21 protein-coding genes and 1 tRNA gene are annotated in these 25,991 nt (G+C 71.2%); 14 read left to right on the top strand and 8 right to left on the bottom strand.

All coding sequences use genetic code 11. The features are described from left to right. Window positions 1–61: 61 nt before the first annotated feature. Both nudC and DEJ02_RS11935 read left to right on the top strand, forming a co-directional pair. Entirely contained in the window at window positions 62–997 is a 936-nt protein-coding gene (nudC, locus tag DEJ02_RS11940; protein WP_111033223.1) for an NAD(+) diphosphatase, read from the top strand. Next, a complete protein-coding gene (locus tag DEJ02_RS11935) occupies window positions 994–2,760 on the top strand; it encodes an ATP-dependent helicase (RefSeq protein ID WP_181440342.1) in 1,767 nt (588 codons plus the stop codon). The genes nudC and DEJ02_RS11935 overlap by 4 nt, the downstream gene beginning before the upstream one ends. On the opposite strand, the gene DEJ02_RS11930 is transcribed toward DEJ02_RS11935, so the two are convergent. Next, window positions 2,651–3,508: a TOMM precursor leader peptide-binding protein gene (locus DEJ02_RS11930; protein WP_111033222.1), complete on the bottom strand. Its 858-nt coding sequence runs from the start codon at window positions 3,506–3,508 to the stop codon at window positions 2,651–2,653. The two genes, DEJ02_RS11935 and DEJ02_RS11930, sit on opposite strands and share 110 nt — an antisense overlap. A 60-nt stretch (window positions 3,509–3,568) precedes the next feature. Beyond that, a complete protein-coding gene (locus DEJ02_RS11925) occupies window positions 3,569–4,987 on the bottom strand; it encodes a zinc-dependent metalloprotease (protein WP_084741096.1) in 1,419 nt (472 codons plus the stop codon). A gap of 152 nt (window positions 4,988–5,139) precedes the next feature. On the opposite strand from DEJ02_RS11925, the gene DEJ02_RS11920 reads away from it, so the two are divergent. The 4 genes from DEJ02_RS11920 to DEJ02_RS11905 all read left to right on the top strand — a co-directional run bounded on the left by DEJ02_RS11920 (window position 5,140) and on the right by DEJ02_RS11905 (window position 10,554). Then, window positions 5,140–6,249 (top strand): PDZ domain-containing protein, encoded by a 1,110-nt coding sequence (locus DEJ02_RS11920; RefSeq protein ID WP_111029540.1) that lies wholly within the window; start codon window positions 5,140–5,142, stop codon window positions 6,247–6,249. 165 nt (window positions 6,250–6,414) lie between these two features. Beyond that, window positions 6,415–9,408 carry a UPF0182 family protein gene (locus tag DEJ02_RS11915; RefSeq protein ID WP_181440341.1) on the top strand — a complete coding sequence of 998 codons (2,994 nt, stop codon included), beginning with the start codon at window positions 6,415–6,417 and terminating at the stop codon, window positions 9,406–9,408. 63 nt (window positions 9,409–9,471) lie between these two features. Further along, window positions 9,472–9,548: transfer RNA gene (locus DEJ02_RS11910), tRNA-Met, on the top strand. Window positions 9,549–9,714: 166 nt separating this feature from the next. Further along, on the top strand, window positions 9,715–10,554 hold the full coding sequence (locus DEJ02_RS11905) for a carbon-nitrogen hydrolase family protein (RefSeq protein WP_111033221.1): 840 nt from the start codon (window positions 9,715–9,717) through the stop codon (window positions 10,552–10,554). Between the two features lie 32 nt (window positions 10,555–10,586). Here the strand turns inward: DEJ02_RS11905 and DEJ02_RS11900 are convergent, their stop codons facing one another. Continuing rightward, window positions 10,587–11,795, bottom strand: a complete 1,209-nt coding sequence (locus DEJ02_RS11900) for an aminotransferase class I/II-fold pyridoxal phosphate-dependent enzyme (RefSeq protein WP_111033220.1) — start codon at window positions 11,793–11,795, stop codon at window positions 10,587–10,589. Between the two features lie 191 nt (window positions 11,796–11,986). Here DEJ02_RS11900 and DEJ02_RS11895 point away from each other — a divergent pair, with 191 nt between their 5' ends. From DEJ02_RS11895 to DEJ02_RS11875, 5 genes are all read left to right on the top strand, one after another. Further along, window positions 11,987–13,939: a S1C family serine protease gene (locus tag DEJ02_RS11895; protein ID WP_258378726.1), complete on the top strand. Its 1,953-nt coding sequence runs from the start codon at window positions 11,987–11,989 to the stop codon at window positions 13,937–13,939. 181 nt (window positions 13,940–14,120) lie between these two features. After that, window positions 14,121–15,164: a glycosyltransferase family 2 protein gene (locus DEJ02_RS11890; protein ID WP_071405450.1), complete on the top strand. Its 1,044-nt coding sequence runs from the start codon at window positions 14,121–14,123 to the stop codon at window positions 15,162–15,164. A gap of 4 nt (window positions 15,165–15,168) precedes the next feature. Then, the gene (locus DEJ02_RS11885; protein ID WP_111033219.1) at window positions 15,169–15,990 is read left to right on the top strand and encodes a CDP-alcohol phosphatidyltransferase family protein; all 822 of its coding nucleotides are present in this window, start codon (window positions 15,169–15,171) and stop codon (window positions 15,988–15,990) included. Window positions 15,991–16,034: 44 nt separating this feature from the next. Next, on the top strand, window positions 16,035–16,910 hold the full coding sequence (locus DEJ02_RS11880; RefSeq protein ID WP_111033302.1) for a glycosyltransferase family 2 protein: 876 nt from the start codon (window positions 16,035–16,037) through the stop codon (window positions 16,908–16,910). Window positions 16,911–16,952: 42 nt separating this feature from the next. Continuing rightward, window positions 16,953–18,185 carry a CDP-glycerol glycerophosphotransferase family protein gene (locus DEJ02_RS11875; RefSeq protein WP_111022640.1) on the top strand — a complete coding sequence of 411 codons (1,233 nt, stop codon included), beginning with the start codon at window positions 16,953–16,955 and terminating at the stop codon, window positions 18,183–18,185. A gap of 47 nt (window positions 18,186–18,232) precedes the next feature. Here the strand turns inward: DEJ02_RS11875 and DEJ02_RS11870 are convergent, their stop codons facing one another. The 4 genes from DEJ02_RS11870 to DEJ02_RS11855 all read right to left on the bottom strand — a co-directional run bounded on the left by DEJ02_RS11870 (window position 18,233) and on the right by DEJ02_RS11855 (window position 20,986). Then, window positions 18,233–18,535, bottom strand: coding sequence for a hypothetical protein (locus tag DEJ02_RS11870; RefSeq protein ID WP_071405447.1), 303 nt, complete (start codon window positions 18,533–18,535; stop codon window positions 18,233–18,235). A gap of 116 nt (window positions 18,536–18,651) precedes the next feature. Next, window positions 18,652–19,422 (bottom strand): ABC transporter ATP-binding protein, encoded by a 771-nt coding sequence (locus DEJ02_RS11865; RefSeq protein ID WP_071405446.1) that lies wholly within the window; start codon window positions 19,420–19,422, stop codon window positions 18,652–18,654. Further along, on the bottom strand, window positions 19,422–20,246 hold the full coding sequence (locus DEJ02_RS11860; RefSeq protein WP_084741093.1) for an ABC transporter permease: 825 nt from the start codon (window positions 20,244–20,246) through the stop codon (window positions 19,422–19,424). Before DEJ02_RS11860 ends, DEJ02_RS11865 begins: the two co-directional genes overlap by 1 nt. A 44-nt stretch (window positions 20,247–20,290) precedes the next feature. Beyond that, window positions 20,291–20,986 carry an NTP transferase domain-containing protein gene (locus tag DEJ02_RS11855; RefSeq protein ID WP_017887019.1) on the bottom strand — a complete coding sequence of 232 codons (696 nt, stop codon included), beginning with the start codon at window positions 20,984–20,986 and terminating at the stop codon, window positions 20,291–20,293. Window positions 20,987–21,283: 297 nt separating this feature from the next. On the opposite strand from DEJ02_RS11855, the gene DEJ02_RS11850 reads away from it, so the two are divergent. From DEJ02_RS11850 to DEJ02_RS11840, 3 genes are all read left to right on the top strand, one after another. Next, the gene (locus DEJ02_RS11850; RefSeq protein ID WP_258378725.1) at window positions 21,284–22,576 is read left to right on the top strand and encodes an ABC transporter ATP-binding protein; all 1,293 of its coding nucleotides are present in this window, start codon (window positions 21,284–21,286) and stop codon (window positions 22,574–22,576) included. Continuing rightward, window positions 22,552–24,123 carry an ABC transporter permease gene (locus tag DEJ02_RS11845; RefSeq protein WP_111033218.1) on the top strand — a complete coding sequence of 524 codons (1,572 nt, stop codon included), beginning with the start codon at window positions 22,552–22,554 and terminating at the stop codon, window positions 24,121–24,123. Before DEJ02_RS11850 ends, DEJ02_RS11845 begins: the two co-directional genes overlap by 25 nt. Before the next feature lie 129 nt (window positions 24,124–24,252). Continuing rightward, on the top strand, window positions 24,253–24,513 hold the full coding sequence (locus tag DEJ02_RS11840) for a DUF3039 domain-containing protein (RefSeq protein WP_111033217.1): 261 nt from the start codon (window positions 24,253–24,255) through the stop codon (window positions 24,511–24,513). A 164-nt stretch (window positions 24,514–24,677) separates the two neighbouring features. Here the strand turns inward: DEJ02_RS11840 and DEJ02_RS11835 are convergent, their stop codons facing one another. After that, window positions 24,678–25,967: a nicotinate phosphoribosyltransferase gene (locus DEJ02_RS11835; protein WP_111033216.1), complete on the bottom strand. Its 1,290-nt coding sequence runs from the start codon at window positions 25,965–25,967 to the stop codon at window positions 24,678–24,680. Between the last annotated feature and the right edge of the window lie 24 nt (window positions 25,968–25,991).

Here is a 25,991-nt window from a genome sequence, read left to right as displayed (position 1 = left end):
GCCCGCACGCCCACCGCACGTCTCCTGCACGTCCGCACCCGATCCGAGGAGCTCTCCCGCCGTGACCGTCGAGTTCGCCGCCCGGCTCCCGCTCTCCCGCAACGAACTCGACCGCGACGCCGAGTTCCGCACGACCGACGACGTCGAGCGCGTCCTGCGCGAGGACGAGCACACCCGGTACCTGCCGGTGCGTGGTGCGGAGATGCTCCGGAACGCCGACGGCACCCTGCGCTTCGTGACCGCGGCGGAGATCCCGGCCGACACCGTGACCCTGTACCTCGGCCGTGCGGTGTCGGACGCCGCCGATGCCCCGGCGGGTACCCGCTTCGTCGCCGCCCTGATCGACAGCGCGACGGCCACCGCCATCGAACCCGACGACGACGCCTGGCAGAGCCTCCGGATGTTCGGCACCGAGCTCTCGCCGCGCGACCAGGGCCTGGCTGTCGAAGCCGTGGCGATGGCCAACTGGCACGCCGTGCACGGCTTCTCGCCGCGCACCGGCTCACCCACCGCCGTCGTGAGTGGCGGATGGGTCCGCCGCGATCCCGAGGGGCACGACCTCTTCCCGCGCACGGACGCGGCGATCATCGTGGGGGTCGTCGACGCCGACGACCGGATCCTGCTCGGTTCCAACGCCGCGTGGGACGCCGACCGGTACTCGCTGCTGGCCGGGTTCGTCGAGCCGGGGGAGTCGCTCGAGGACGCCGTCCGCCGCGAGGTCTGGGAAGAGTCCGGCGTCCGTGTCGAGGAGCCCGAGTACCTCGGCTCGCAGCCGTGGCCGTTCCCGGCGTCGCTGATGGTGGGCTTCCGTGCCCGCGCAGCCGGCGGTGACCCGACGACCGCCCGCCCCGACGGCGTGGAGATCCTGGACGTCCGGTGGTTCTCGCGCGACGAGATCCGCGAGCGCGCCGGCGACACCCTGCTGCTGCCGGGACGCACCTCGATCGCCCGCGCCATCATCGAGGAGTGGTACGGCGGGCCGCTGGACCTGCCGTGAGCGTCACCGGTCCGCGCAGTGCAACGGGTTCCGGGGCAGTCGAACCCCGGCCGCCGTCGCCCGACGAACTGCTCGCCGCGCTCGACGCCGAGCAGCGGACGGTCGCCCGCACCCTGCTCGGTCCGGTCGCGGTGCTCGCCGGCGCCGGGACGGGCAAGACCCGCGCGATCACGCACCGGATCGCGTACGGGGTCGCCACCGGGACCTACGCGCCGAACCACGTCCTGGCGCTGACCTTCACGACCCGTGCCGCCGGCGAACTGCGGTCGCGCCTGCGCGCGCTCGGGGCCGGGACGGTCCAGGCGCGCACCTTCCACGCCGCCGCGATGGCGCAGCTCAGCTACTTCTGGCCGGACACCGTCGGCGGGCACGCCCCCAAGATCGTCGAGTCCAAGGGGCGGATGATCGCCCACGCCGCGGACACGGTCGGCATGCACGTCGACACCCCGGTGCTCCGCGACCTGGCCGCCGAGGTCGAGTGGCGCAAGGTGCAGATGCTCTCGCTCGACGAGTACGAGGCCGCCGCCGCCGACCGGGTGATGCCGCGCGACACCACGCCGCGTCGGGTCATCGACCTGATGAAGGCGTACGAGCGGCTGAAGGACGACCGGCGGCAGCTGGACTTCGAGGACGTCCTGCTGGCGACCCTCGGCATGGTCGAGTCCGAACCCCGCGTGGCGTCGTACGTGCGGCAGCAGTACCGGTTCTTCGTCGTCGACGAGTACCAGGACGTCTCGCCGGTGCAGCACGACCTGCTGCGGGCCTGGCTGGGTGGCCGGGACGACCTGTGCGTCGTCGGCGACGCCAGTCAGACCATCTACTCGTTCGCCGGCGCCTCGAGCGACTACCTGCTCGGGTTCGGCTCGGAGTTCCCGCGCGGGTCGGTCCTGCGTCTCGAGCGGAACTACCGCTCCACCCGCGAGGTCGTGTCCGCGGCCAACACGCTGATGCGCGGCCAGCCCGGGGCACTCGACCTGGTGGCCCAGAGCCAGGAACCGGGCCCGGAACCGGTCGTGCTGGCCTGCGTCCACGACGGTGACGAGGCACAGACCATCGCCCGGCGCATCGCCGAGCTCGTCGGAGCCGGAGCGTCCTACGGGGACTGCGCCGTGCTCTTCCGCGTCGGAGCGCAGTCCGCTGCGCTCGAGTCCGCGCTCGGCCGGAACGGCATCCCGTACCGCGTGCAGGGCGGGACCCGGTTCTTCAACCGCCCGGAGGTCAAGCTCGCCGTCCACCACATGCGCGGCGAGGCGATCCGGCAGACCGACGACGAGCTGACCCGACGGGTCCGGCTGGTGCTGCAGGTCAGCGGCTGGACGGAGACGCCGCCGGAGGGCACCGGCGCAGTCCGCGAGCAGTGGGAAGCGCTGCAGGCGATCATGGGCCTGGCCGAGGACGCCCCCGCCGGCACGACGATGCAGCAGTTCACCCAGGACCTGGTGGACCGTGCGGCGACGCACCACGAGCCCGAGGTCGACGCCGTCACGCTCGCGACGCTGCACTCGTCGAAGGGCCTGGAGTGGCCGCACGTGGTCATCGCCGGCGCCGCCGAGGGGCTCCTGCCGATCTCGCACGCGTCGACCGACACCGAGGTGGACGAGGAACGACGCCTGTTCTACGTCGGGCTGACGCGCGCCCGCCGTTCCGTCACGATCACGTGGTCGCAACAGGGCTCCACTCGTGGGGGAGCCCGGGCTCCGAGTCGGTTCCTGGCAGTGCTCGGCACGCGCACCGCGGATGGGGCCGGACCGGCGAACGGCTGACCGACAGGTCGTCGCGCTCGAAGACGAGCTGGTCGGGGTCGGCTCGTTGCGTCCGGAGCGGGAGCCGTTCCAGCAGCATCCGCGTCGTGGCGGCGGCCACCGCCGCCGACCGCCACGGTGACAGCGGTGTCGGGTGCCGCCCCCACACCTGGGCCGCGATGGCTGGCCAGGCCGGGTCGTCGTCGACGCGTGCGTACTCAGCACACTGGAGGCACGGCCCGGCTCCCGGCACGACGAACGGCCCGAGACGGACGCGTCCGTCGCCGACGACGACCGCCAGGTGCGGCACACCCCGGCGGGTCCACGCGGCTCGGAGCGCCGGGTCGACGACGTGGTCGGCCACCACCACGGCCAGGCGTGGTTCGGGCTCGGGCAGCACGATCGGCCCCCCGGCGGGCGCGGTGGTGCGGCTGACCGTCACGCCCTCGCCGGACAGGAACGTCGCCACGGCGTCGGCGAGGACACCGGCGCCGTGCACCTCGATGCGTTCGAGCGGCTCGGGCAGGACCTCGACCACCGCGGGCGACGCGGCCCCGAGCACACCGGCAGCACGTTCCGGCGAGCACCCCGACGCGGCCGCCAGGCCTGCCAGCACGTCGTGCCCGGTCTCGCGTCGCAGACCGTTGAGGAACCGTTCTTCCCCCGTGGTGGGCACCGCGACGACGGCGCGTGGAGGATCGACCCCGAGCTGGACCGTGGCGGGGTCACGCCAGACGAACTCGAGCGTCGGATCGATGCGGATGCCCATGACCCCACGCTGCCGGAGTGTGCGGCACGCGTGGGGTCACAAGAGGGATCTGTGGAGAACTCAGCGGGGCTGGTCGCCCGTGTCGTTCCCGGGCTCGTCGCCCGCTCCGCCCTCGGTGTCGTCGGCCACGCGGCCGGACTCGTCCTCGTGCGGACGCGCACCGGTCGAGTCGTTCAGCAGGTCCTCGAGGGCCTTGTCGAACGCGTCGTCCTCGTCGGTCTGGGAGGGGTTCCGCAGCCGTGCGACGAGGGCATCGGGGGCGTCGACGTCGTCCGAGGTCGGCACCAGGTCGAAGTGCGACCAGAGGGCGTCACGCTGTTCGGCGCCGAGCTCGTCGGTCACCCGCTGCCACATCGCGGCGGCTTCACGCAGACGACGCGGACGCAGCTCGAGGCCGACGAGTGTCGCGAACGCCGACTCGGCCGGGCCGCCGGCCGCACGGCGACGGCGCACCATCTCGGCGATCGCTCCGGCCTTGGGGAGACGGACCGTGGCCGCGGCGGTGACCGTGTCCACCCAGCCCTCGACCAGGGCGAGCATCGTCTCGAGTCGGGCGAGCGCGGCGTCCTGCTCGGCGGTCCGCGGCGGGATGAGGGCACCCGAGGCGAGTGCGTCGCGCAGCTGCTCCTGGTTGGTCGGGTCGATGTCGGCCGCGAGTTCCTCGACGCGGTCGAAGGGGATGTGGATGCCCCGCGCGTAGTCCGTGATGGACGAGATGATGTGCAGGCGGAGCCACCGTGCCGACCGGAAGAGCCGGGCGTGGGCGAGTTCGCGGACCGCGAGGTAGATGCGGACCTCGTCCTCGGAGACGTCGAGGCCCTCGGCGAACTCGGCGACGTTCTGGGGCAGGAGCGCTGCGACCTGCTCGTCGAGGAGCGGCACGCCGACGTCACCGCCGGAGACGACCTCCTTCGACAGCTGCCCGACGACCTGGCCGAGCTGGATCGCGAACAGTGCCCCGCCGATGCCGCGCATCGCCTTCGAGACGTCACCGAGCATCGCCTTGAGCTGCTCGGGAGCACGCTGGTCGATCGCCTCGGTCAGGGCATCGGCGATGCTGAAGGCCACCGGCTCGGCGATCTGCGTCCACACCGGGACGGTCGCCTTGGCCCACTGCTCACGCGTGTAGAGACTCGGGGTCGCGGTCAGCTCGGCGACGGTCGTGACCTCGTCGAGCCACAGCGCGGCGACCTGGAACGCCTGGTCGGCCGCCTGCGAGGTGGCCGGGTCGACGGGGTGGCCGCCGTCCCGAGCGATCGCGCTGGCGCGTTCCGCGGTGGCCGAGAAGTCGATGCCGTCACCGCCGGACTGCGCGGCACGCTGGAGCTGGCTCATCAGGTTCGCCACGGATGCCGGGTCGTTCGGCAGACCGGCGGCACCGGCGAGCTGCGACGGGTCGATCTGCCCCTCGCCCGAGAGCAGCTTGCGCAGCATCTCCTGGAAGTCGTCGTCCGGCCCCGGCTGTGGTTCATCAGGCATGCCGACTACGCTAATCGCTGCTCACGGGGCCGCACCTGGGATGCCCCCGTGGGAACGCCCGAAGCGCTGCGCCCAGGGCGAACAGCCCCGTCGCGAGACGCGGGCGACCACCCTGCCTCCAGGCGCGGGTGCCCACCTCGGAAGGACCCCGCGTGACCCTCTTCGCCCCCGCGCCCCGTCGTCGCTCGCGTGCCCGGACCGTCGGGTGGGCGTTCCTGATCGGCGCGGTCGTGCTGGGACTGCTGGCGAGCCTGCTGCCCAGCCCGTACCTCATCGAGGTCCCCGGGCCGGTCTACAACACGATCGGCACCCAGGAGCAGGGGACGGGCAAGGACGCGAAGGACGTCAAGCTCATCCAGGTGTCCGGCCACGAGACGTACCCGACGGCCGGCGCCCTCGACATGCTCACCGTCGGCATCCAGGGCGACGCCACGAATCGCCCGTCGTGGACCAGCGTGATCCGCGCGATCTTCACCAGGTCGCAGGCGGTGATCCCGGTCGAGGCGATCTACCCGAGCGGCACCACGACCGAGCAGGTGAACGAGCAGGACTCCGCCGACATGCAGGCGTCGCAGCAGTCAGCCGTCGCCGCCGCGCTCATCCAGCAGGGGAACGACCTGCCCACGGAACTCGAGGTCAGCGCCGTGCAGGAGGGCTCAGCGGCCGACGGCACGATCGAGAAGGGCGACGTCATCACGGCGTTCGACGGCAAGTCGCTCACGACCAACGCCGACGCAGTGAGCCTGCGCGAAGCCGTCGCGCAGCACGGCACCTCGAGCCCCGCGACCGTCACCGTCGAACGGGACGGCGCGACGAAGGACGTCCGGGTGACGCCGCGCAGCGAGCAGGGCACGGCGCTGCTCGGGGTCGGCGTCACCGAGCGCTACGAGTTCCCCTTCAAGGTGTCGATCCGCCTGCAGGACGTCGGCGGTCCGTCCGCCGGCATGATGTTCGCGCTCGGGATCATCGACGAGATCACGCCGGGCAAGCTGAACGGCGGCAAGCACGTCGCGGGCACCGGCACGATCACGGCGGCCGGCGAGGTCGGCCCCATCGGCGGGATCCGGCAGAAGCTCTACGGTGCCGCGGACGCGGGCGCCACGGTGTTCCTCGCCCCCGCGGACAACTGCGACGAGGTCGTCGGGCACGTGCCGGACGGGCTCGACGTCTACAGCGTCTCCACGCTCGACCAGGCCGTCACCGACCTGCAGACGATCGCCGACGGCGGGAGCACCGCGAAGCTCGCCCGCTGCGGGTCCTGACCCGGTCCTGAGCCCCCGTACAGGTTCACGCTCGGTCCGGTCCCATAGGATCAGTGTCACTGACGGCCCGCCGCGAGCCGGGCCCGCCGGTCCGACACGTCTGGAGCACATCAAGTGACGACAACCTCGTCCACCTCGGGGCGGCGTTCGCCGCGGGTCCCCATCGTGGTCACGATCATCGTGCTGGCCGCACTGGTGATCGCCTTCTTCATCTTCGCCAGCCTGTACACCGACTACGCGTGGTTCGCGCAGCTCGGGTTCCAGCAGGTCCTCACCACCCGGTGGATCGCCGGGACCCTGATGTTCCTGGCGGGCTTCCTCGGCATGGCGGTCCCGGTCTTCGTGAGCATCGCGCTCGCGTTCCGGTTCCGGCCGGTCTACGCGAAGCTCAACTCGCAGCTCGACCGCTACCAGCAGGTCATCGAGCCGCTGCGGCGCGCCGTGATGATCGGCATCCCCGTGGTGCTCGGCATCTTCGCCGGGCTCTCGACCGCGGGCCGCTGGAGCATGGTCCTCGAGTACTTCAACCGCACGCCGTTCGGCAAGACCGACCCGCAGTTCGGACTGGACATCGGGTTCTACGTGTTCGAGCTGCCGTTCTGGCGCTCGATCGTGGCCTACTCGTCGGCCGTCGTCCTCATCGCCGGCCTCGCCGCGCTCGCTGCGAGCTACCTCTACGGTGCGCTCCGCTTCGGTGGTCGTGAGGTCCGGATCTCCCGTGCCGCACGCATCCAGCTCGCGGTCACTGCGGCGCTCTACATCGCGCTGCAGGCCGTCAGCCTCTGGCTCGACCAGTACGCGGCGCTGACGAAGTCGAACTCGCTCATCACCGGTGCCCAGTACACCGACGTCAACGCGGTCATCCCCGGCCGCGAGATCATGGCGGGCATCGCGGCGATCGTCGCGCTGCTCTTCATCGTCACGGCGGTCATCGGCCGCTGGCGCATCTCGATCGTCGGCACGGGCCTGCTGCTCGTCGCCGCGATCGTCGTCGGCGGCATCTACCCGTGGGTCGTCCAGCGTCTGCAGGTGAAGCCCTCGGAGCGCACCTTCGAGTCCGCCTACATCGAGCGGAACATCAAGGCCACGCGTGACGCCTACGGTGTCGCCGGCGTCGAGGAACAGAACTACGACGCCACGACCGAGACGAGCTCGGGTGCGCTCGCGAAGGACGCGCAGACCACGGCGAACATCCGTCTCATCGACCCGAAGATCGTCTCCGACACGTTCAGCCAGCTGCAGCAGTACCGGCAGTACTACCAGTTCCCGAAGGAGCTCGACGTCGACCGCTACGACGTCAAGGGCGAGACCGAGGACACCGTCATCGCGGTCCGCGACATCGACCTCGCCGGGCTCAGCTCGGCCGCGAACACGCAGTACAACCGGGCGTTCGTCTACACCCACGGCTACGGCGTCACCGCGGCCTACGGCAACCAGCGCGCGAGCGACGGCAAGCCGGTGTTCCTCGAGTCCGGCATCCCGTCGAACGGTGCACTGGGCGACTTCCAGCAGCGCGTGTACTTCGGTGAGACCTCGCCGCCCTACTCGATCGTGGGTGCGCCGAAGGGCACGAAGGACGTGGAGCTCGACTACCCGTCCGGTTCGGACGACGACAACGGCGGCAACGCGACCACCACCTACGCCGGCGACGGCGGTCCGAGCCTCGGGAACTTCTTCAACCGGCTCGTCTACGCCGCGAAGTTCCAGTCGGAGCAGATCCTGCTCTCGAACGCGGTGAACAAGGACTCGCAGATCCTCTACGACCGCGACCCGATCACCCGCGTGCAGAAGGCGGCGCCGTACCTGACCGTCGACAGCGACGCCTACCCGGCGATCGTCGACCACCGCATCCAGTGGGTGGTGGACGGATACACCACGAGCGACGCGTACCCGTACTCGCAGAGCCAGAGCCTGTCGGACAGCATCGCCGGCGCCGAGTCCTCGACGTACCGCACCGACCAGGTGAACTACATCCGGAACTCGGTGAAGGCCACCGTCGACGCCTACACGGGCAAGGTGACGCTGTACACGTGGGACACGAAGGACCCGGTCCTGAAGACGTGGCAGAAGATCTTCCCGACGTCGATGAAGCCGGTGTCGAGCATGAGCGCCGAGCTCCTCGACCACGTGCGGTACCCGACGGACCTGTTCAAGGTGCAGCGCTCGATCCTCGGTACGTACCACGTGACCAACGCCAACTCGTTCTACTCGGGCGACGACGCGTGGAACACCCCGCAGGAACCGACCAGCACGGCGACGTCGGACAGTGACGCCGACACCGCGGCGACGTCGACGAACGCGCTCGGCGCGCAGACGACGACGACCGCCAACAGGGCGAACCTGCAAGACCCGTACTACCTGACGATGAAGGTGCCGGGGCAGGGGACGGCGTACTCGCTGTACACGACCTACATCCCGCAGCAGTCGGCCGGGGCGAACAACCGCAACGTGCTGACCGGCTACCTGGCGGTGAACTCCGACGCGGGTGGTGCCGGCAAGGGCGAGAAGGCGTCGGGCTACGGCAAGCTCACGCTGTTGACGATGCCGAAGACCGACAACATCCCGGGCCCCGGGCAGGTGCAGAGCCTCTTCAACGGTGACTCGACCGTGTCGCAGGAGCTGAACATCCTGAAGCGGGGCAACTCGACCGTGAAGCAGGGCAACCTGCTCACGCTCCCGGTCGGCGGTGGGTTCCTCTACGTGCAGCCCGTCTACGTGCAGTCGACCTCGAGTGGTTCGTACCCGTTGCTGCAGAAGGTCCTCGTGGCCTTCGGCGACAAGATCGCGTTCGAGGACACCCTCGACGAGGCGCTGAACTCGCTGTTCGGCGGCGACTCCGGTGCGGCGGCCGGCGACTCCGGCGCAAGCGGCAGCGGCAGCGGCAGCGACAGCGGTTCCGGTTCCGGTTCCGACAGCGGATCCGGCTCCGACACGGGGTCCGGTTCCGACACGGGTTCCTCAGGCTCCGGCTCGACCGGCTCCACGGGTTCCGGCTCGACCGACAACGACGCCCTGCAGGAGGCCCTGGCTGACGCCAAGGCAGCCCTGCAGGACCGCCAGGAGGCCTACGCCGACAACGACCTGGTCGCCGCGGCGGAAGCCGACCAGCGCCTCCAGGACGCGATCGAGGCCGCCACGGCAGCCGAGAACGGCAACTGACACACCGTGGCGGGGCACTCGATTTGTGTCCCGCCACGGCCCCGTGTAGGCTTCTAAACGTGCCGCGGGGTGGAGCAGTTCGGTAGCTCGCTGGGCTCATAACCCAGAGGTCGTAGGTTCAAATCCTGCCCCCGCAACCAAGCGTCACATGAAGGCCCCGGTCCAACAGGACCGGGGCCTTCTTGGTGTCCCTGCCGAGACGACGCGCCGCGAGACGACCCGCCGAGATGCCCGGCCGCCAGACGCCCGGCGCAGGACGCCCAGCCGCAGGCCCGCCCGCCGCAGACCCCCGGGTACGCTCGCCCCATGGCCACCCTCACGATCGCGGCGGCGCAGTTCGCCCCCGTGGACGACCCCGTCGCCAACCTCGACACCGTGCGCACCGCCGCCGTCGACGCGGCGGCCCGTGGCGCGGACCTCCTCGTCACGCCGGAGTACACCTCCTACTTCACCGCCGACATCGACGATCGGTTCGTCGCGGCCGCGCAGCCCCTGGACGGTCCGTTCGTCTCCGGCCTCCGCGACATCGCCCGCGAGACCGGCATCGCCCTGGTCGTCGGGGTCGCCGAGTCGGCAGACACGCCGGAGCGTTTCCGGAACACCCTGGTCGCGGTGCTCCCGTCGGGCGACCTGGCGGCGACGTACCGGAAGGTCCACCTCTACGACGCCTTCGGCTCGCGGGAGTCGGACCGCATCGAGTCCGGCGACCCGGAGCAGCTGCCGGTCTTCGACCTCGGCGGGGTCCGTGTCGGGCTCGAGACCTGTTACGACCTGCGCTTCCCCGAGGTCACGCGACGGCTCGCCGCTCCCGAGACCGGAGCGGCCGACGTCGTCGTCCTCCCCGCCGAGTGGGTGCGCGGCCCCGGCAAGGAGCACCACTGGCGCACGCTCCTCACCGCACGGGCGATCGAGAACACCGTCTGGGTCGTCGGGGTCGGGCAGACGCCGCCGATCGGGATCGGCGGCTCGGTCGTCCTCGACCCGTCGGGCGTTGCGGTCGCCTCGGCCGGCGCTTCGCCGACCGCGCTCACCGCCACGATCGACACCACCGTCACCGACGCCGTCCGACGGGTGAACCCGTCGCTGTCGCTGCGGCGCTACGACGTCGCACTGCGCACCCTGCCTGGAGGCCCGGGGCAGCCCTGACGCGTCGGTCGCGTCCCCGACGCGGTCGCGTCTCAGGCGCCGGGGCGCGCTCCGAGGGTCGCCAGGCGTGCGGCGGCGTCCTCCAGGACACTCCGGCGCTTGCAGAACGCGAAGCGCACCAGGGACCGGTAGCCGGAGACCCGGTCCGGGCGGACGAACGCCGAGACCGGCACGCCCGCGACTCCGGCCAACGCGGGCAGTTCGAGGCAGAAGGCACGGGCGTCGTGGTACCCGAGCGGCGCGGCGTCGGCGAGCACGAAGTACCCGCCGTCGGGCCGCATCACGTCGAAGCCCGCCGCCGTCAGCCCGTCGGCGAGCAGTTCGTGCTTCGCGCGCAGGTCGGCGGCGATGCCGGTGAACACCGCGTCGGGCAGGCGGATTCCCACGGCGACGGCCGGTTGGAAGGGCGCGCCGTTCACGAAGGTCAGGTACTGCTTGACCGTCGTGATCGCGTCGACGAGTGCCGGGGGAGCGGTGAGCCAGCCGACCTTCCACCCAGTCGTGTTGAAGGTCTTGCCCGCGCTCGACACCGACACCGTCCGCTCGGCGGCGCCGGGCAGGGTCGCGATGGGCGTGTGCGGGACGTCGAACGTCAGGTGCTCGTAGACCTCGTCCGTGATGATCACCGCGTCGCGCTCGGTGGCCAGGTCGACGATCGTCTGCAGCACCTCGGTGGGCAGGACCCGGCCGGTCGGGTTGTGCGGGGTGTTCACGAGCACGGCGCGGGTGCGGTCGGTGAAAGCCGTGCGGAGCGTGCGCTCGTCGGGCAGGAAGTCGGGCGCGGTGAGCGGGACCGTGACGTGCACGCCGCCGGCCAGCCGGATGAGCGCTCCGTAGGCGTCGTAGAACGGCTCGAAGGTGATCACCTCGTCACCGGGTTCGACCAGCGCGAGGATCGTCGCGGCCAGCGCCTCGGTGGCGCCGGCGGTGACGAGGACCTCGCGGTCGGGGTCCACCTCGAGCCCGTACCACCGCTGCTGGTGCTCGGCGATCGCCGCCCGCAGATCGGGGGTGCCCCGGCCCGGCGGGTACTGGTTCACGCCGTCGCGGATCGCCTGCACCGCGGCCTCGAGCACCTCGGCCGGTCCGTCCTCGTCGGGGAACCCCTGCCCCAGGTTGACCGCGCCGGTGCTGGCGGCGAGGGCGCTCATCTCGGCGAACACCGTCGGTGCGGGGACCCCGTCCGGTCCGAGCAGCATCGCTCCGTCGGCGGCTCGCAGCCACGGTCCTGCCTGGCGCATGTGGTTCCCTCCCGTGCGGGCGACGACGTGTCGCGCTGAACGGACCCCAACCTAGCTGTCCGTCCCGCGGCGGACCGGGCCACCGTGTACAGCGCACGCATAAGATCGCCAGGGGTGGCTCGCAGCCTCGCCAGAAGGACCGCTCAGGTGTTTGCGACAGACTGCACGAGCTTGAAAGGAGCACGTCCAGCATGACCGACACCACGCCCACCGGGCAGGGCGACGACCGCCGTCCGGACGATGCGGCTCCGCCTGCCGCCAGTGAGGACGCCGCAGCAGCGGCCACGAGAGGGAACACGTCGATGCCGAACGACTCCGACCAGCCGGACGAGACCCGTCGCCCGAACCAGGACCAGAACCACGAGACGACCCCGGACCACACGGATGTGATCCCGTCGTCGACGGACCACCCGACCGACCGCTACACCGCGCCGTACCCCGCCGTCTCCGGCGACTCCTCGGGTGCGCAGCAGGGCGGCTACGGCCAGCAGACGTCGCCGTACGGCCAGCAGTCGCCGCAGAGCCAGAACCCGTACGGCCAGCAGCCCCAGCAGAGCCAGAACCCGTACGGCCAGCAGTCGCAGTACGGGCAGCAGACGCCGCAGGCCCAGAACCCGTACGGCCAGCAGAGCCAGTACGGCCAGCAGCCCCAGAACCCGTACGGCCAGCAGAGCCAGTACGGCCAGCAGCCCCAGAACCCGTACGGCCAGCAGTCCCAGTACGGCCAACCGGGCGGCGAACGCCCCCGCTACGGCGAGTACGCCCAGCCGACGTCCTCGACCGCTCCGAGCTCGTCCTCCGAGTACGCGAACGCGTCCGCGCAGGCTCCGCAGTCGGCCACGAGCGCCTTCGGTGACGTCGACGGCGCGAACCAGCGCAACGGCCACTACTTCAGCGACGACGCCTCGGGCGCCGCGGCGACCACGACGACCAAGGACCGCTCGGGCCGCAGCAAGCTGCTCCTGCCGGTCATCGCCGCGGTCATCGCCGGTGGTCTGGTCGGCGGCGGTGCCGGTTGGGCCGTCTCCTCGGGCAACGACGGTGGCAGCGTGGTGTCCTCCGGTTCGTCGCAGGGCGGCAACCTGACCGTCAACGACTACGACTCCGCCACCGTGGTCACGGCCGTCGCGGCACAGGCAACCCCGTCCGTCGTCACCATCAACGTGTCCGCGAGCAACGAGGCCGGCACCGGTTCCGGCGTGGTGATGAGCAAGGACGGCTACATCGTCACGAACACCCACGTGGTCACCCTCGACGGCGACAGCTCGAACGGCCGGATCACCGTCACGACCTCGAACGGCAAGATCTACGCGGGCAAGCTGATCGGTACCGACCCGACGGTCGACCTCGCGGTCATCAAGATCGATGCGACCGACCTCAAGCCCATGGAGTTCGCGGACTCGTCCAAGCTCAACGTGGGCGACACCGCGGTCGCGATCGGCGCGCCCCTGGGCCTGTCGAACACCGTCACCGACGGCATCGTCTCGACGCTGAACCGCAGCATCCAGGTCACCTCGAGCGCCCCCAGCGAGGGCGGCGACTCGAACGAGGGCGGCAACGGCGGCTCGGGTCCCTTCGACTTCTGGGGCAACGGGGACAACGGCAGCAGCTCGTCCGCGAACACCACCGTCTCGCTCCCGGTCATCCAGACCGACGCATCGATCAACCCGGGCAACTCCGGCGGTGCGCTGCTCGACTCGAAGGGCCGGCTGATCGGCATCAACGTGGCCATCGCCTCGGCGGGCAGCTCGTCGTCGTCGGAGTCGGCCGCCGGCAGCATCGGCGTCGGCTTCTCGATCCCGGCCAACCTGGTCAAGCGGGTCGCGAACGAGATCAAGGACAACGGGTCGGCGACCCACGGGCTCCTCGGCGCAACGGTCGGCGACGCCACCGAGGACGCCAGCGCCACCCAGGTCGGCGCCCTCATCAAGTCGGTGTCCAACGGCGGTGCCGCGGCGAAGGCCGGTCTGCAGAAGGGCGACGTCGTCACGAAGATCGGTTCGGCGTCGGTCTCCGACGCCACCGACCTGACCGCGCAGGTGCGCTTCTTCGCGGGCGGCGCCTCGACGACGATCAGCTACGTCCGCGACGGCCAGACCCGCCAGGCCGACGTGAAGCTGGGAACGTTCGACAGCAAGGGCTGACGCCACCACACGACGGACAGGAGGCCCGGGGCACGACGTGCGCCGGGCCTCCAGTCCGTCAAGGGCGCGTCCCGCGTCGACGCAGGTGGGCGGTTCGGCCTCTTGATAGGCTCATGGTCGCTCTGCGGGGCGGCACCGCTCCGGTGCGTCCCGTGCCGCCAGCCAGCACCCCGAGGTACGCATGCAGTCAGACGGACAGCCCCTGCCGGGCGTCTCGTACGTGATGCCCGTGCTCAACGAGGTCACCGAGGTCCGGGCCGCCGTCGGCAGCCTGCTCGACCAGGACTACACGGGCCCGTTCGAGGTCATCCTCGCGCTCGGGCCGTCGATCGACGGCACGAACGAGCTCGTCGCCGAGATGAGCGCTGCCGACCCCCGGATCCGCGCGATCGACAACCCCGTCGGGTCGACGCCCGCCGGGCTGAACGTGGCGATCCGTGCGTCCGTGCACCCGGTCGTCATCCGGGTCGACGCGCACTCGGTCCTGCCGACCGACTACACGCGCATCGCGGTGCACACGCTCCTCGAGTCCGGTGCGGACAACGTCGGCGGCATCATGCGCGCCGAGGGCCGGACCCCCTTCGAGCGGGCCGTCGCCCTGGCCTACGGCAGCCGTGTCGGGCTCGGTGGCACGCCGCACCACGTCGGCGGCACCGCGGGCCCGGCCGAGACCGCCTACCTCGGCGTGTTCCGACGCGAGCGGCTGTTCGACGTCGGACTCTTCGACGAGGGCATCAAGCGCGGACAGGACTGGGAACTCAACCGGCGGCTGCGCCAGACCGGTGGGACCGTCTGGTTCACGCCCGAACTCGTCGTCACGTACCGCCCGCGGCCGAGCCTGAAGCGCCTGGTGCGGCAGTTCGTCGCCACCGGACTCTGGCGCGGCGAGCTCGCCCGTCGGTTCCCGGCGAACAACGGCCTGCGCTACTTCGTGCCGCCGGCCATGGTGGCGGCGATGGCACTGGGCATCGTCGCCGGGCTCGTCGGCATCGTCGGCGCAGTGCTCGGCACGCCGCTCGCCTGGGCGCTGCTCGGGTTCGTGGTGCCCGTCGTCTACCTGCTCTTCGTCGTCCTGGGGTCGATCGCCGTGGCGCGCCGCTCCGGGCTGCCGACGCTCCTCTGGCTGCTCGTCGTGCTGCCCTGCATCCACGTGGGCTGGGGGCTCGGGTTCATCATCGGGTTCCTGACCCGCACGTCCGAGCTGACCACCCACACGGGACGGTGACCGAATGACCGACCAGCCCACGACCGGCCGCGGATCCGCACGGCCGACCTCGATCGCCGAGCTCCGGGCCGTCGCCCAGCCGGACGAGGTCCGTGCCCGCGCCAACGCCGAGCACTGGACGGCCTCGCTGTACCTGCGTGACGTCTCGCCGTACCTGACCTGGGTGCTCCTGAAGACCCGTGTCAGCGCGAACCAGGTCACCGGCCTGATGATCCTGGTGGGTTGGAGCGTCGCCGCCGCCCTGCTCATCCCCGGCATCTGGGGCGCCGTGCTGGCGCTCGTGCTCGGCCAGCTGCAGATGCTCGTCGACTGCTCCGACGGCGAGGTCGCCCGGTGGCGCGGCACCAAGTCGCCCGCCGGGGTGTTCCTCGACAAGGTGGGGCACTACACGACCGAGGGCCTGATCCCGGTCGCGCTCGGCATCCGGGCAGCCACCTGGCCGATCCACGACGCCGACTGGATGTGGACCACGATCGGCTGCGCACTCGGACTGGTCATCGTGCTGAACAAGGCCCTCAACGACATGGTGCACGTGGCCCGCGCGAACGCCGGGCTCGACAAGCTCGTCGACCGACGGGACGCCTCCACCGCGCCGTCGGGTCGGAAGCTCGCATCGCTCCGCCGTCTGGCGAAGTTCCTGCCGTTCCACCGCCTGTACCACTCGGTCGAGCTGAGCATGCTCGCGTTCGTCTTCGCCCTGCTCGCCCTGGTGATCGGCGACCCGCTCGCCAGCCGGATCCTGGTCGGTGCGCTGTTGCCGCTCGCCGTGCTCGCGACGGTCGGGCACTTCCTGGCGATCATCGCCTCGAAGCGGGTCAAGGCGTGACCGAGGACACGACCGTGCCCGGAACGCTGCGCCGCCACGCGGTGGTGCACCGCGGACGACCGCGCGTCGCCGTCGTGAGCCTGTCGCAGGGCACCCGGCCGGACGACCTGCGCCGCGGGCTGGACAGCGTGCTCGCGCAGCAGGACGTCGAGCTCGACGTCGTCTGCGTCGGCAACGGCTGGGCGCCGACCGGGCTGCCGGACGGCGTTCGGGCGCTGGCCCTGCCCGAGAACGTCGGGATCCCGGCCGGGCGCAACGCCGGGGCCGAGGTCGTCGACGGCGACTACGTGTTCTTCCTCGACGACGATGCGTCGGTGCCGTCGCCGACGTTCCTGCGCGACGCGATCGCGGTGTTCGAGCACGATCCGTCGCTCGGCCTCGTGCAGCCGCGGGTCGTCGACCCCACTGGCGCCGCGAACCCCCGCCGGTGGGTGCCGCGGATCCGGAAGGGCGAGCCGGACCATTCGTCGCCGGTCTTCTCGGTCTGGGAAGGCGCCGTCGTGCTGCCGATGGACGTGTACCGGGCCGTCGGCGGGTGGGGTGCCGAGTACTTCTACGCCCACGAGGGCATCGAACTCGCCTGGCGGGTGTGGGACGCCGGCCGTCGGACCTGGTACGCCGGTGACCTCGTCGCGCACCACCCCGCGATCGACCCGGCGCGGCACACCGAGTACTTCCGGTTGAACGCCCGGAACCGGGTGTGGCTCGCTCGACGCAACCTGCCGGCGGTGCTGCGACCGCTGTACGTGGGGTCGTGGGCCGCGATCCAGATCGCGCGCTGGTGGCGTCACCCCCGCCGACTGGCCACCTGGTTCGGGGGCATCCGCGAAGGATGGACGACCGACTGCGGTCCGGTCCGCCCGATGGGCTGGCTCACAGTCGCACGCATGACCATCGCAGGGCGGCCGCCGGTCGTCTGACCCGCCCGCCCCGTACCGCCCGAGCAGACCCGGAGAACGACCATGTCGATCATCAGCGACCTGCGGACCGCACTGCGGCTCGTCGAGCGACTCCTGACGTCGCGCCGGAGCCGGCGGCAGCTCGCGCAGCGACTGCCGTCCGCGCCGAAGCCGGCGCCCGGTTCGGTCGAGATCGCCGTGTACTTCGCCGACGGTCCGGTCAACATGTACCAGGTGCGCCAGTGGTACGCGCCGCTGGCCGAACTCGCGAAGACGCACCCGGTGGCGATCGTCTCGCGGAGCCCGGGCACGATGCTGACCCTGCTCGACGAGTCGCCCGTGCCCGCGGTCTACGCCCGGCAGGTGGTCGACCTCGAGCACTTCGTCGACACCCAGGCGCCGAAGGTGGTGCTGTACGTCAACCAGAACGCCCGCAACTTCCAGATGATGCGGTACGGGCGGATGTGGCACGTCTTCGTCAACCACGGCGAGAGCGACAAGATGTACATGACCACGAACCAGTTCAAGGCGTACGACTACGCCCTGATCGCGGGGGACGCAGCACGCGATCGTCTGGCCGAGGCGCTGTGGGACTACGACCTGGACGCCCGGACCATCGCGATCGGACGCCCGCAGGCCGACCACTTCGCCGGAGCGGCCCCGTACCCGGACGACGACCGGACCGTCGTGCTCTACGCCCCGACGTGGGAGGGCGACCGCGGTGCCGCAGCGTACGGGTCGATCGCGTCGCACGGCACGGTCATCGCCGAGCAGGTGCTGGCGTCGCCCCGCCACCGGCTGGTCTACCGCCCGCACCCGCGCAGTGGTGTGCTCGACCCGGCGTACCGCGCGGCGCACGAGCGCATCGTGGCGGCGATCAGCGCGGCCAACGCCGCCGATCCCGCCGCGCACCACCTGTACGACGACGGCGGTGACCTCGGCTGGCAGCTGGCGGACGCTGACGTCGCGATCACGGACATCAGCGCGATGATCTACGACCGGCTGGCGGTCGGCAAGCCGCTCATCGTCACGCGGCCGGTCTCGCCCGAGGCCGACGTCGACGAGCGGGGCTACCTGAGCGACGCGAACTGGCTGACCGCGGCGGACGCCCCGTCGGTGCTCGCCCGGGTCGACGCGGCCGCGAGCGACGCCGAGGAGCTCGCACGCCTGCAGCACTGGGTCGCACGGTACTTCGGCGACACGACCCCGGGTGCCGCCACCGAGCGGTTCCACGAGGCAGTGGAGTGGCTGCTCGAGCGGTGGCGGACCGTCGCGGCCGAACGCGACGGGCGCTGACGGCCGGTCGTCACCCCGGTTGCTCCGTGGCGCAGGTCGGGGCAGGGTCACGGCTGGAGCCCCGGCCCGACGAGTGACATCCGCCAGAGGTACTCGGACCGGTCGGGCCGACGCCACCGCACGATGACGACCCCCGTGTCCTCGGGGTCGGCGCCGAACACCGCCAGCGACAACGACCTGCCCGGGTCGAGGCGGCGCACCGCGAGCGGCGGGCAGTAGCCGTTGCCCAGATGGGTGAGGGAGAGCCCGTCGACCGGCTCGGGGCCGGTGTTGACGAGGTCGTACCGACGCGGTGCGTGCGATCGGTCGACGGCGAACGGGACGGCGTACGCGGTTGGTGGGTGGTGCATGGGTGGAACGTTAGGGGGAGGGTCCGACGGCGGGACCCCGGGGGCGCACACGAGGGCCGGGGCTGTGGAGGGAGCCAGCGATACCGGTGTTGGTGCAGGGGGAGTACCCCGGCCGGTCAGGAGCCGTAGTCGGCCGCGTACCGGGCCAGCGCGGCCTCGATGGTGCCGTCGAGCTGCAGACGACCCTTGTCGAGGTAGAGCCCCCGGTCGCAGAAACGACGGAGGTCCTTGTCGCTGTGGGAGACGAAGAACAGCGTCCGGCCGCCGGCCAGGAGCTGCTCGATCCGCTTGTAGCACTTCTCGCGGAAGGCCTTGTCGCCCACCGCCAGCACCTCGTCGACCAGGATGACCGGCTCGTCGAGCCGCGAGATCACCGCGAACGCGATGCGGACCTTCATGCCGCTCGACAGGTGCTTGTAGGGGGTGTCCACGAAGTCGGCGATCTCGGCGAAGTCGATGATCTCGTCGAAGGCGTCGCGGATCTCGGCCCGCGACATGCCGTGCAGGCCCGCAGTCAGGTACACGTTGTCGCGCACCGTGAGGTCCCCGACGAAGCCACCGGTGATCTCGATGAGCGGGGCGACGCCGGCACCCACGTCGACGCGGCCCTCGTCGGGCAGCATGACCTGGGCCACGAGCTTCAGCAGGGTCGACTTGCCCTGGCCGTTCCGCCCCACGACGCCGATCGCCTCGCCCGGGCGGACGTCGAACGACACGTTGCGGAGCGCCCAGAACTCATCGGCACGCTTGCGGCGCCCGCGTCCGGCGAACAGGTCCTTGAAGTTCCGGCTCGCGCGACGGTTGCGCTTGAAGCAGATGCCGGCGTCGCGCACCGAGATGACCGGTGCGACGGTCTCGGTGCGACGGGTCTGGTCGGTCGCGGTCATCACAGCTCCTTCAGCACGCGGTGCTCGCTGCGGCGGAACACCGCGAAGCCGATCACCAGGACGATGCCGGTCACGACCACCGAGGCGCCGACCTCGAGCCAGTCGAGCTGGCCGGGGAAGAACGCCGCGCGGTACATGCCGAAGATGCCGGTGAGCGGGTTGATCGCGGCGATGTCGCGCAGGGCGGACGGCAGCGCGTGCGTGCCGTAGATGATCGGGGACGCGTAGAACAGGAACCGCAGCACCAGCTTGGTGGCGCGCTCGAGGTCACGGAAGAAGACCACCAGCGGGGCGACGATGAGGCCCAGGCCGTAGACCAGCGCGCACTGCAGCACGATCGCCAGCGGGAAGAACACGACCTGCCAGTGCAGGTGGGCACCCGTCGCGATCGCGAAGGCCGCCAGGACCGGCAGGCTCAGCAGGAACTCGATGCCCTTCGACGCGATGATCCGTGCCACCCAGATGGTGCGGGGGATGGTGGTCGAACGGATGAGCTTCGATTCCTTGATGAACGCCCGGGTGGAGTCCGAGACGCCGCCGGTGAACCACATCCACGGCAGCAGCGCGGACAGCAGGAACACGATGTACGGATCCTCACCGACCGAGCCGCGGTGGAAGACCTGCGTGAAGACGAACCAGTAGATCCCCGACATCACGAGCGGGTCGAGGATCGACCACACGTAGCCGAGCGCCGACGTCGAGTAGCGGACCCGGAGGTCGCGGACGGTCAGCAACCACAGGGCCTGGCGATAGCGCCGACCGGCGCTCCGGGCCTTCGCGGGTGCGGGAGCCACGGGCGCGGTCGGCGCACTCGCTGTCGTCACGGTTTCCCTCCGGGCGGAACCGCCGAGGGGGTCCTGACGGTGGTTCAGGCGAACAGGTTGTTCGCGCGCTCGAGGTCCTCGGCGAAGTCGATCTCGACCGCGTACAGGTCGGAGATGTCGATCGGCGTCCAGCGTAGCCCGTCCTCGGCGATGGCAGCTTCGATGCCGCCCTCGAAGTACTCCTGGTCGTCGACGCGCCCGAGCTGGCGGATGAGGGCCTGCTTGTCGGCGGCGGAGACGTAGTTGATGCCGACGGCTTCGCCGAGACCCCCGACGACCTGCTTGGAGAGCTTGTGGATGAAGCCCTCGGCGTCGACGGTGTACTTGACCTCTTCGTCGGAGACCTTGTCGGTGTTGACGCTGACGAAGGAACGGCCCTCGTCGATCATGTCGGCCGCACGGACGAGCGCCATCGGGTCGAAGACCACGTCGCCGTTCATCCAGAGGACACCGCTCTTGCCGGTGGCCTTGAGGGCGCGCAGCAGGCTCTTCGAGGTGTTGGTGGAGTCGTAGGACTCGTTGTAGACGAAGTTCGCTTCGGGGAACGCCTCGACGATGTGCTCCGACTTGTAGCCGACGACGATCGTCACGCGGGCGCTCGAACCGAACGCGGCGCGGATGTTGTCGAACTGCTGCTGCATGATGGTGCGGCCGTCACTGAGCTCCGTGAGCGGCTTCGGCAGGCTGCGGCCGAGACGGCTGCCCATCCCCGCTGCGAGGATCACGATCTGCGTGGTCATGCTGGTCCCTTCTGGTGTCCGCCCGCGCACCCTGGGGTACGGGCGGGCCTCGTCGAGTCTGCGCTTCCAACGTCCGAGTTGCCCGAGAACCGGTCGCGTCGACGTGGTCGTCGCAGCGAGGAGGCTGCCGGGATCGCCTGCTGGAGCAGGTTTCCAAGTGGTGAACACTCCTTCGTGCCCTGGTGAATGATACGGAAACACCCCCTCGCGGGGTACGGGTCTGCGTGCTTCGTACTCAATTCGTGACCCTGGCCGAGACGGTTCCCGACGGTCGGAGAGCGTTGGTACGGTGGGTCGATGCCAGCGCGAGCAGAGAACGAGGACGTGTACGCCACGGCCGACGCTGCCTGGATGACCGAGGCGGGGGACGCCGACGACGCGGACACCGCCGCGGCTGCTGAGGACGACGCAGCCGACGACGACACGGGGGACACTGATGCGGACGACGCCGCCACTGATGACGCGATGACCGACGGGACGGCCGTCCGCACCGACGCGACGACTGCGACCCAATCGGACGACGCGACGACCGGCACCGACGCGACGCCCGGCACCGACGCGACGACCGAGACCCGCACGGACGACGCGACGACGGACAACCGCACCGACGACACGACGGCCGCAGCGCCCCGCCCCGCGAAGGCGCGCAACGGCAAGGGACGCACCAAGCGCCCGACGAAGGCCGCCCCGCGGACCGACGCCGCGCCTCCCGTCCCGACCGACGCGGACGACGCGACCGACGACGCCGAGCGGATGACCGCCGCAGCCCCGCCTGCGACGAAGAAGCGTGCGCCCCGCACCGCCGCCCCGAAGCAGCCGCAGACGCTCCAGCCCGTCGTCCTCGCGGCGAGCGGCCTGGTCAAGCGCTACGGGCAGACCCTGGCCGTCGACGAGGTCGACCTCGAGATCCGGCAGGGCTCCATCTTCGGCGTGGTCGGCCCGAACGGCGCCGGCAAGACGACGACCCTCTCCATGATCACCGGACTGCTGCGCCCCGACGCCGGCTCGGTGACGGTGCTCGACCACGACGTCTGGGCCGACCCGACGGCGGCGAAGCGCAGTCTCGGTGTGCTGCCGGACCGGCTCCGCCTGTTCGACCGGCTGACCGGCGCGCAGCTCCTCTACTACTCGGCCACGCTCCGCGGGCTCGACGGGGCCACCGCCCGGAAGCGCAGCGCCGACCTCGCCGAGGCCTTCGGGCTGGGCGAGGCGCTGGGCCGCCAGGTCGCCGACTACTCCGTCGGCATGGCGAAGAAGATCGCCCTGGCCGCGACCCTGATCCACTCGCCGCGGGTGCTCGTGCTCGACGAACCGTTCGAGTCGGTCGACCCGGTGAGCGCGGCGACGATCACGGACATCCTGCGCCGGTACACCAGGGGCGGTGGCACGGTCGTGCTGTCCAGCCACTCGATGGAGCTCGTGCAGCGCACCTGTGACTCGGTCGCCATCATCGTCGGCGGCAAGGTCCTGGCGTCCGGCACCATGGCCCAGGTCCGCGGGCGCAAGAGCCTCGAGGACAAGTTCGTCGAACTCGCCGGCGGTCGTGTCGTCGCGGAGAGCATGGAATGGTTGCACAGCTTCTCCGGCTGAGGGCGGACCTGCTCGCTGGCGAGGTCCGCGGCACCGCCCGCCGGTCCGTCGCCGTCGTGCTCGGGAGCCTCGTCGGACTCCTCGCCGCCGTGTTCGTCGCGTCGCAGACCATCGCCCTCGGTGACGCCGACCCGGACGTCGCGCGTGCCGTCATCGTGCCCGTCGGTACCCTGATCACCTTCGGGTTCACGGTCGTGCCGCTCGTCGTCGGCCGGAGCGACCAGCTCCACCCGCGGCGCTTCGCGGTGTTCGGCATCGAGCGCCGTCGCCTGGCGATCGGACTCGTCGTCGCCGGCCTCGTCGGCATCCCGGTGATCGGTGTGGTGGTCGTCGCGGTCGGCCAGGTCGTCGCCTGGGCCCGTGACCCCGGTCTCGGGCTGCTCGCGGTGCTCGGCGGGCTCCTCGGCGTCGCCACGTGCGCGCTCCTCATCCGGGTCTGCTGCACCGTCGGCTCCCGGCTGATCGGGCCGGACCGCTCCCGCGACGCCGGGTGGCTGGTGGCCTTGGTCATCATCGCGCTCTCGATCCCGACGGTGGCGCTGCTGCTCCGCGTCGACTGGCTCGACCCGCAGGGCGCGGAGATGCAGCGCGTCGCGGACGTCGCCGGGTGGACCCCGTGGGGTGCCGCGTGGGCCGTGCCCGCCGAGGTCGCGAGCGGCCACGTCGGCGCGGGTGTCCTGAAGCTCCTCGTCGCGGTCGCCGTCGTCGCGCTCCTCGCCTGGGCGTGGTGGGCACTCGTCGGCCGTGCGCTCGAGACCGTCGACGACCGCGCCCGCACCCGCCGCTACCAGGGCCTGGGCTGGTTCGACCGGTTCGGTTCGGCCCCGGTGTCGGCCGTCGCCGCCCGGGCGCTCACCTACTGGGTCCGCGACCCGCGGTACCGCACGTCGTACCTGATCATCCTGCTCGTGCCGATCGTCGTCATCCCGCTCGGTGTCGCCGGTGTGCCGTGGCAGTGGACCGCCCTCGTGCCGCTGCCGCTGATGGCGCTGATCGCCGGGTTCCTGCCGCACAACGACGTCTCGTACGACAACACCGCCGTGTGGCTGCACGTCGCCTCGGGTGCGCCCGGGTGGAGCGACCGGCTCGGCCGTGTCGTGCCCGTGCTGGTCGTGGGGGCGCCCGCGATCGTCGCCGGGGCCGCACTGTCCGCCCGGCTGTTCGGAGACTGGGCGGCGTTCCCGCTGCTCATCGGCGTGAGTGCGAGCGCGCTGCTGTCCGGGCTCGGGTTGTCGAGCGTCCTGTCCGTGCTCATGCCCTACCCGACGGTGCGCCCGGGCGACCACCCCTTCCAGCAGCCGCAGGCCGCCGGCGTCACCGCCACGGTCGCGCAGGCGTCCATGGTGATCGGCATCGTGCTCTGCACGGTCCCCGCAGCCTGTCTCGCGGTGCTCGCCGTCGTGCAGGGTCCGGAGCCCTGGTCGGTGCTGACGCTCCTGGTGGGCATCGGGGTCGGTGCCGTCGTGCTCGTGATCGGTGTCTCCGCCGGCGGACGCCTGTTCGACCGCCGCGGCCCCGACCTGCTCGCCGCGGCACAGCGCAACTAGCGGCACAGCGCAACGAGCGGCACAGCGCAACGAGCGGCGCAGCGCACCGAGCACCGAGCGACTCCGCGTGACGATCGCCCAGCGCGGACGAGCGGCGCGCCCGAGGGCGGACCGTCGTACCCTGGACCCATGAGCATGACGGAACCAGGCGGCGGCCTCGACGTGATGGACCGGGAGCTCGAGAAGCTCCTCGAAGACGAAGCGATCGAACCCGGTGACCACGAGCGGTTCTCGCACTACGTCAAGAAGGACAAGATCCTGCAGTCGGCCCTGTCCGGCAAGCCGGTCAAGGCCCTGTGTGGCAAGAAGTGGATCCCGGGTCGCGACCCGGAGAAGTTCCCGGTCTGCCCGGACTGCAAGGCCATCTACGAGAAGATGAAGTCCGAGTAGACGCGACCGACAGACGGACGGGAGGCCCGTGGCGACGCCGCCACGGGCCTCCCGTCCGTCGTCTGCGTCAGCTGACCGCACATCGTGAGCAGAAGAGGTCGGGTCGCCCCCGGACACCCGACCTCTTCTGCTCACGAAGCGTCGCCACGCGACGCGCGCGCGCCCTAGATCACGAGGGTGGGGATGGCGGGGTCGCCGCGCCCGATGCGCGACGCGTCGGCGGGCAGCTCCGCCTTCGCGCGCTTGTGGTGCGCGCGTGCGGCCTCGACACCCTGTGTGCCGAGGAACGCCGGGTCGACCTCGCCGCCGGTGACCACGGGGACCAGCAGCGGCCGCTCGTCCGGGCCGACCTGCGCACCCGTGAGCACGATCTCGGCGGTGGCGACGCCGTTGCGGAGTCGTCGGCCCGCCTCCTTCCGGCCGCCGATCGACGCCTTGTCGGCCGACTTCTTGGCGACGGGCACCCAGTCGCCGCCGTCCGCGTCCCGGTGCGCGACGAGCTTGAACACCATGCCGGCGGCCGGGTGCCCCGAGCCGGAGACGACCGAGGTGCCGACGCCGTACGAGTCGACCGGGGCGGCCCGGAGCGCGGCGATCGTGTACTCGTCGAGGTCGTTCGTCACCGTGATCTTCGTTCCCGTCGCGCCGAGGCGGTCGAGCTGCGCACGCACGGCGGCGACGACGGACGGCAGGTCGCCGCTGTCGATCCGGACGCCGCCGAGCTTGCCGTCGGTGAGCCGGACGGCCGTCTCGACCGCGGCCTCGATGTCGTAGGTGTCGACGAGCAGGGTCGTGCCGTTGCCGAGCGCGTCGAGCTGCGACCGGAACGCCTGCTCCTCGGAGTCGTGCAGCAGCGTGAAGGCGTGCGCGGCGGTGCCCATCGTGGGGATGCCCCAGGTGCGCCCGGCCTCGAGGTTGCTCGTCGCGCCGAAGCCGGCGATGTACGCGGCACGGGCTGCGGCGACGGCGTTCCACTCGCCGGTGCGGCGGGAGCCCATCTCGGCGAGCGGGCGGCCGTCGGCGGCGGACACCATGCGGGCGGCGGCCGAGGCGATCGCGGAGTCCGCGTTGAAGATGCTCAGGGCGAGGGTCTCGAGCACGACGGCCTCGGCGAAGGTGCCCTCGATCTGCAGGATGGGGGAGTTCGGGAAGTAGACCTCACCCTCCCGGTAGGCGCGGACGTCACCGCTGAACCGGTAGTCGGCGAGCCACGAGGCGGTGCCGGCGTCGATGACGCCGCGGTCGCGCAGGAACCCGATCTCCTCGTCGCCGAAGCGGAAGTCGCCGAGGGCGGTGAGGAAGCGTCCGAGCCCGGCCGCGACGCCGTAGCGGCGGCCGTCCGGCAGCCGCCGGGCGAACACCTCGAAGACGCATCGGCGGTCGGCGGTGCCGTCCTTCAGGGCGGCGTCCACCATGGTGAGCTCGTACTGGTCGGTGAGGAGCGCGCTGGTCACGTCTCCGACACTAGTGACGTACCG

Origin of the sequence: Curtobacterium sp. MCLR17_042 (assembly GCF_003234695.1) — a bacterium.
Lineage (GTDB): Bacteria > Actinomycetota > Actinomycetes > Actinomycetales > Microbacteriaceae > Curtobacterium > Curtobacterium flaccumfaciens.
Note: the sequence above shows the minus strand (reverse complement) of the source record. Positions and strands in the feature narration are given on the sequence as shown.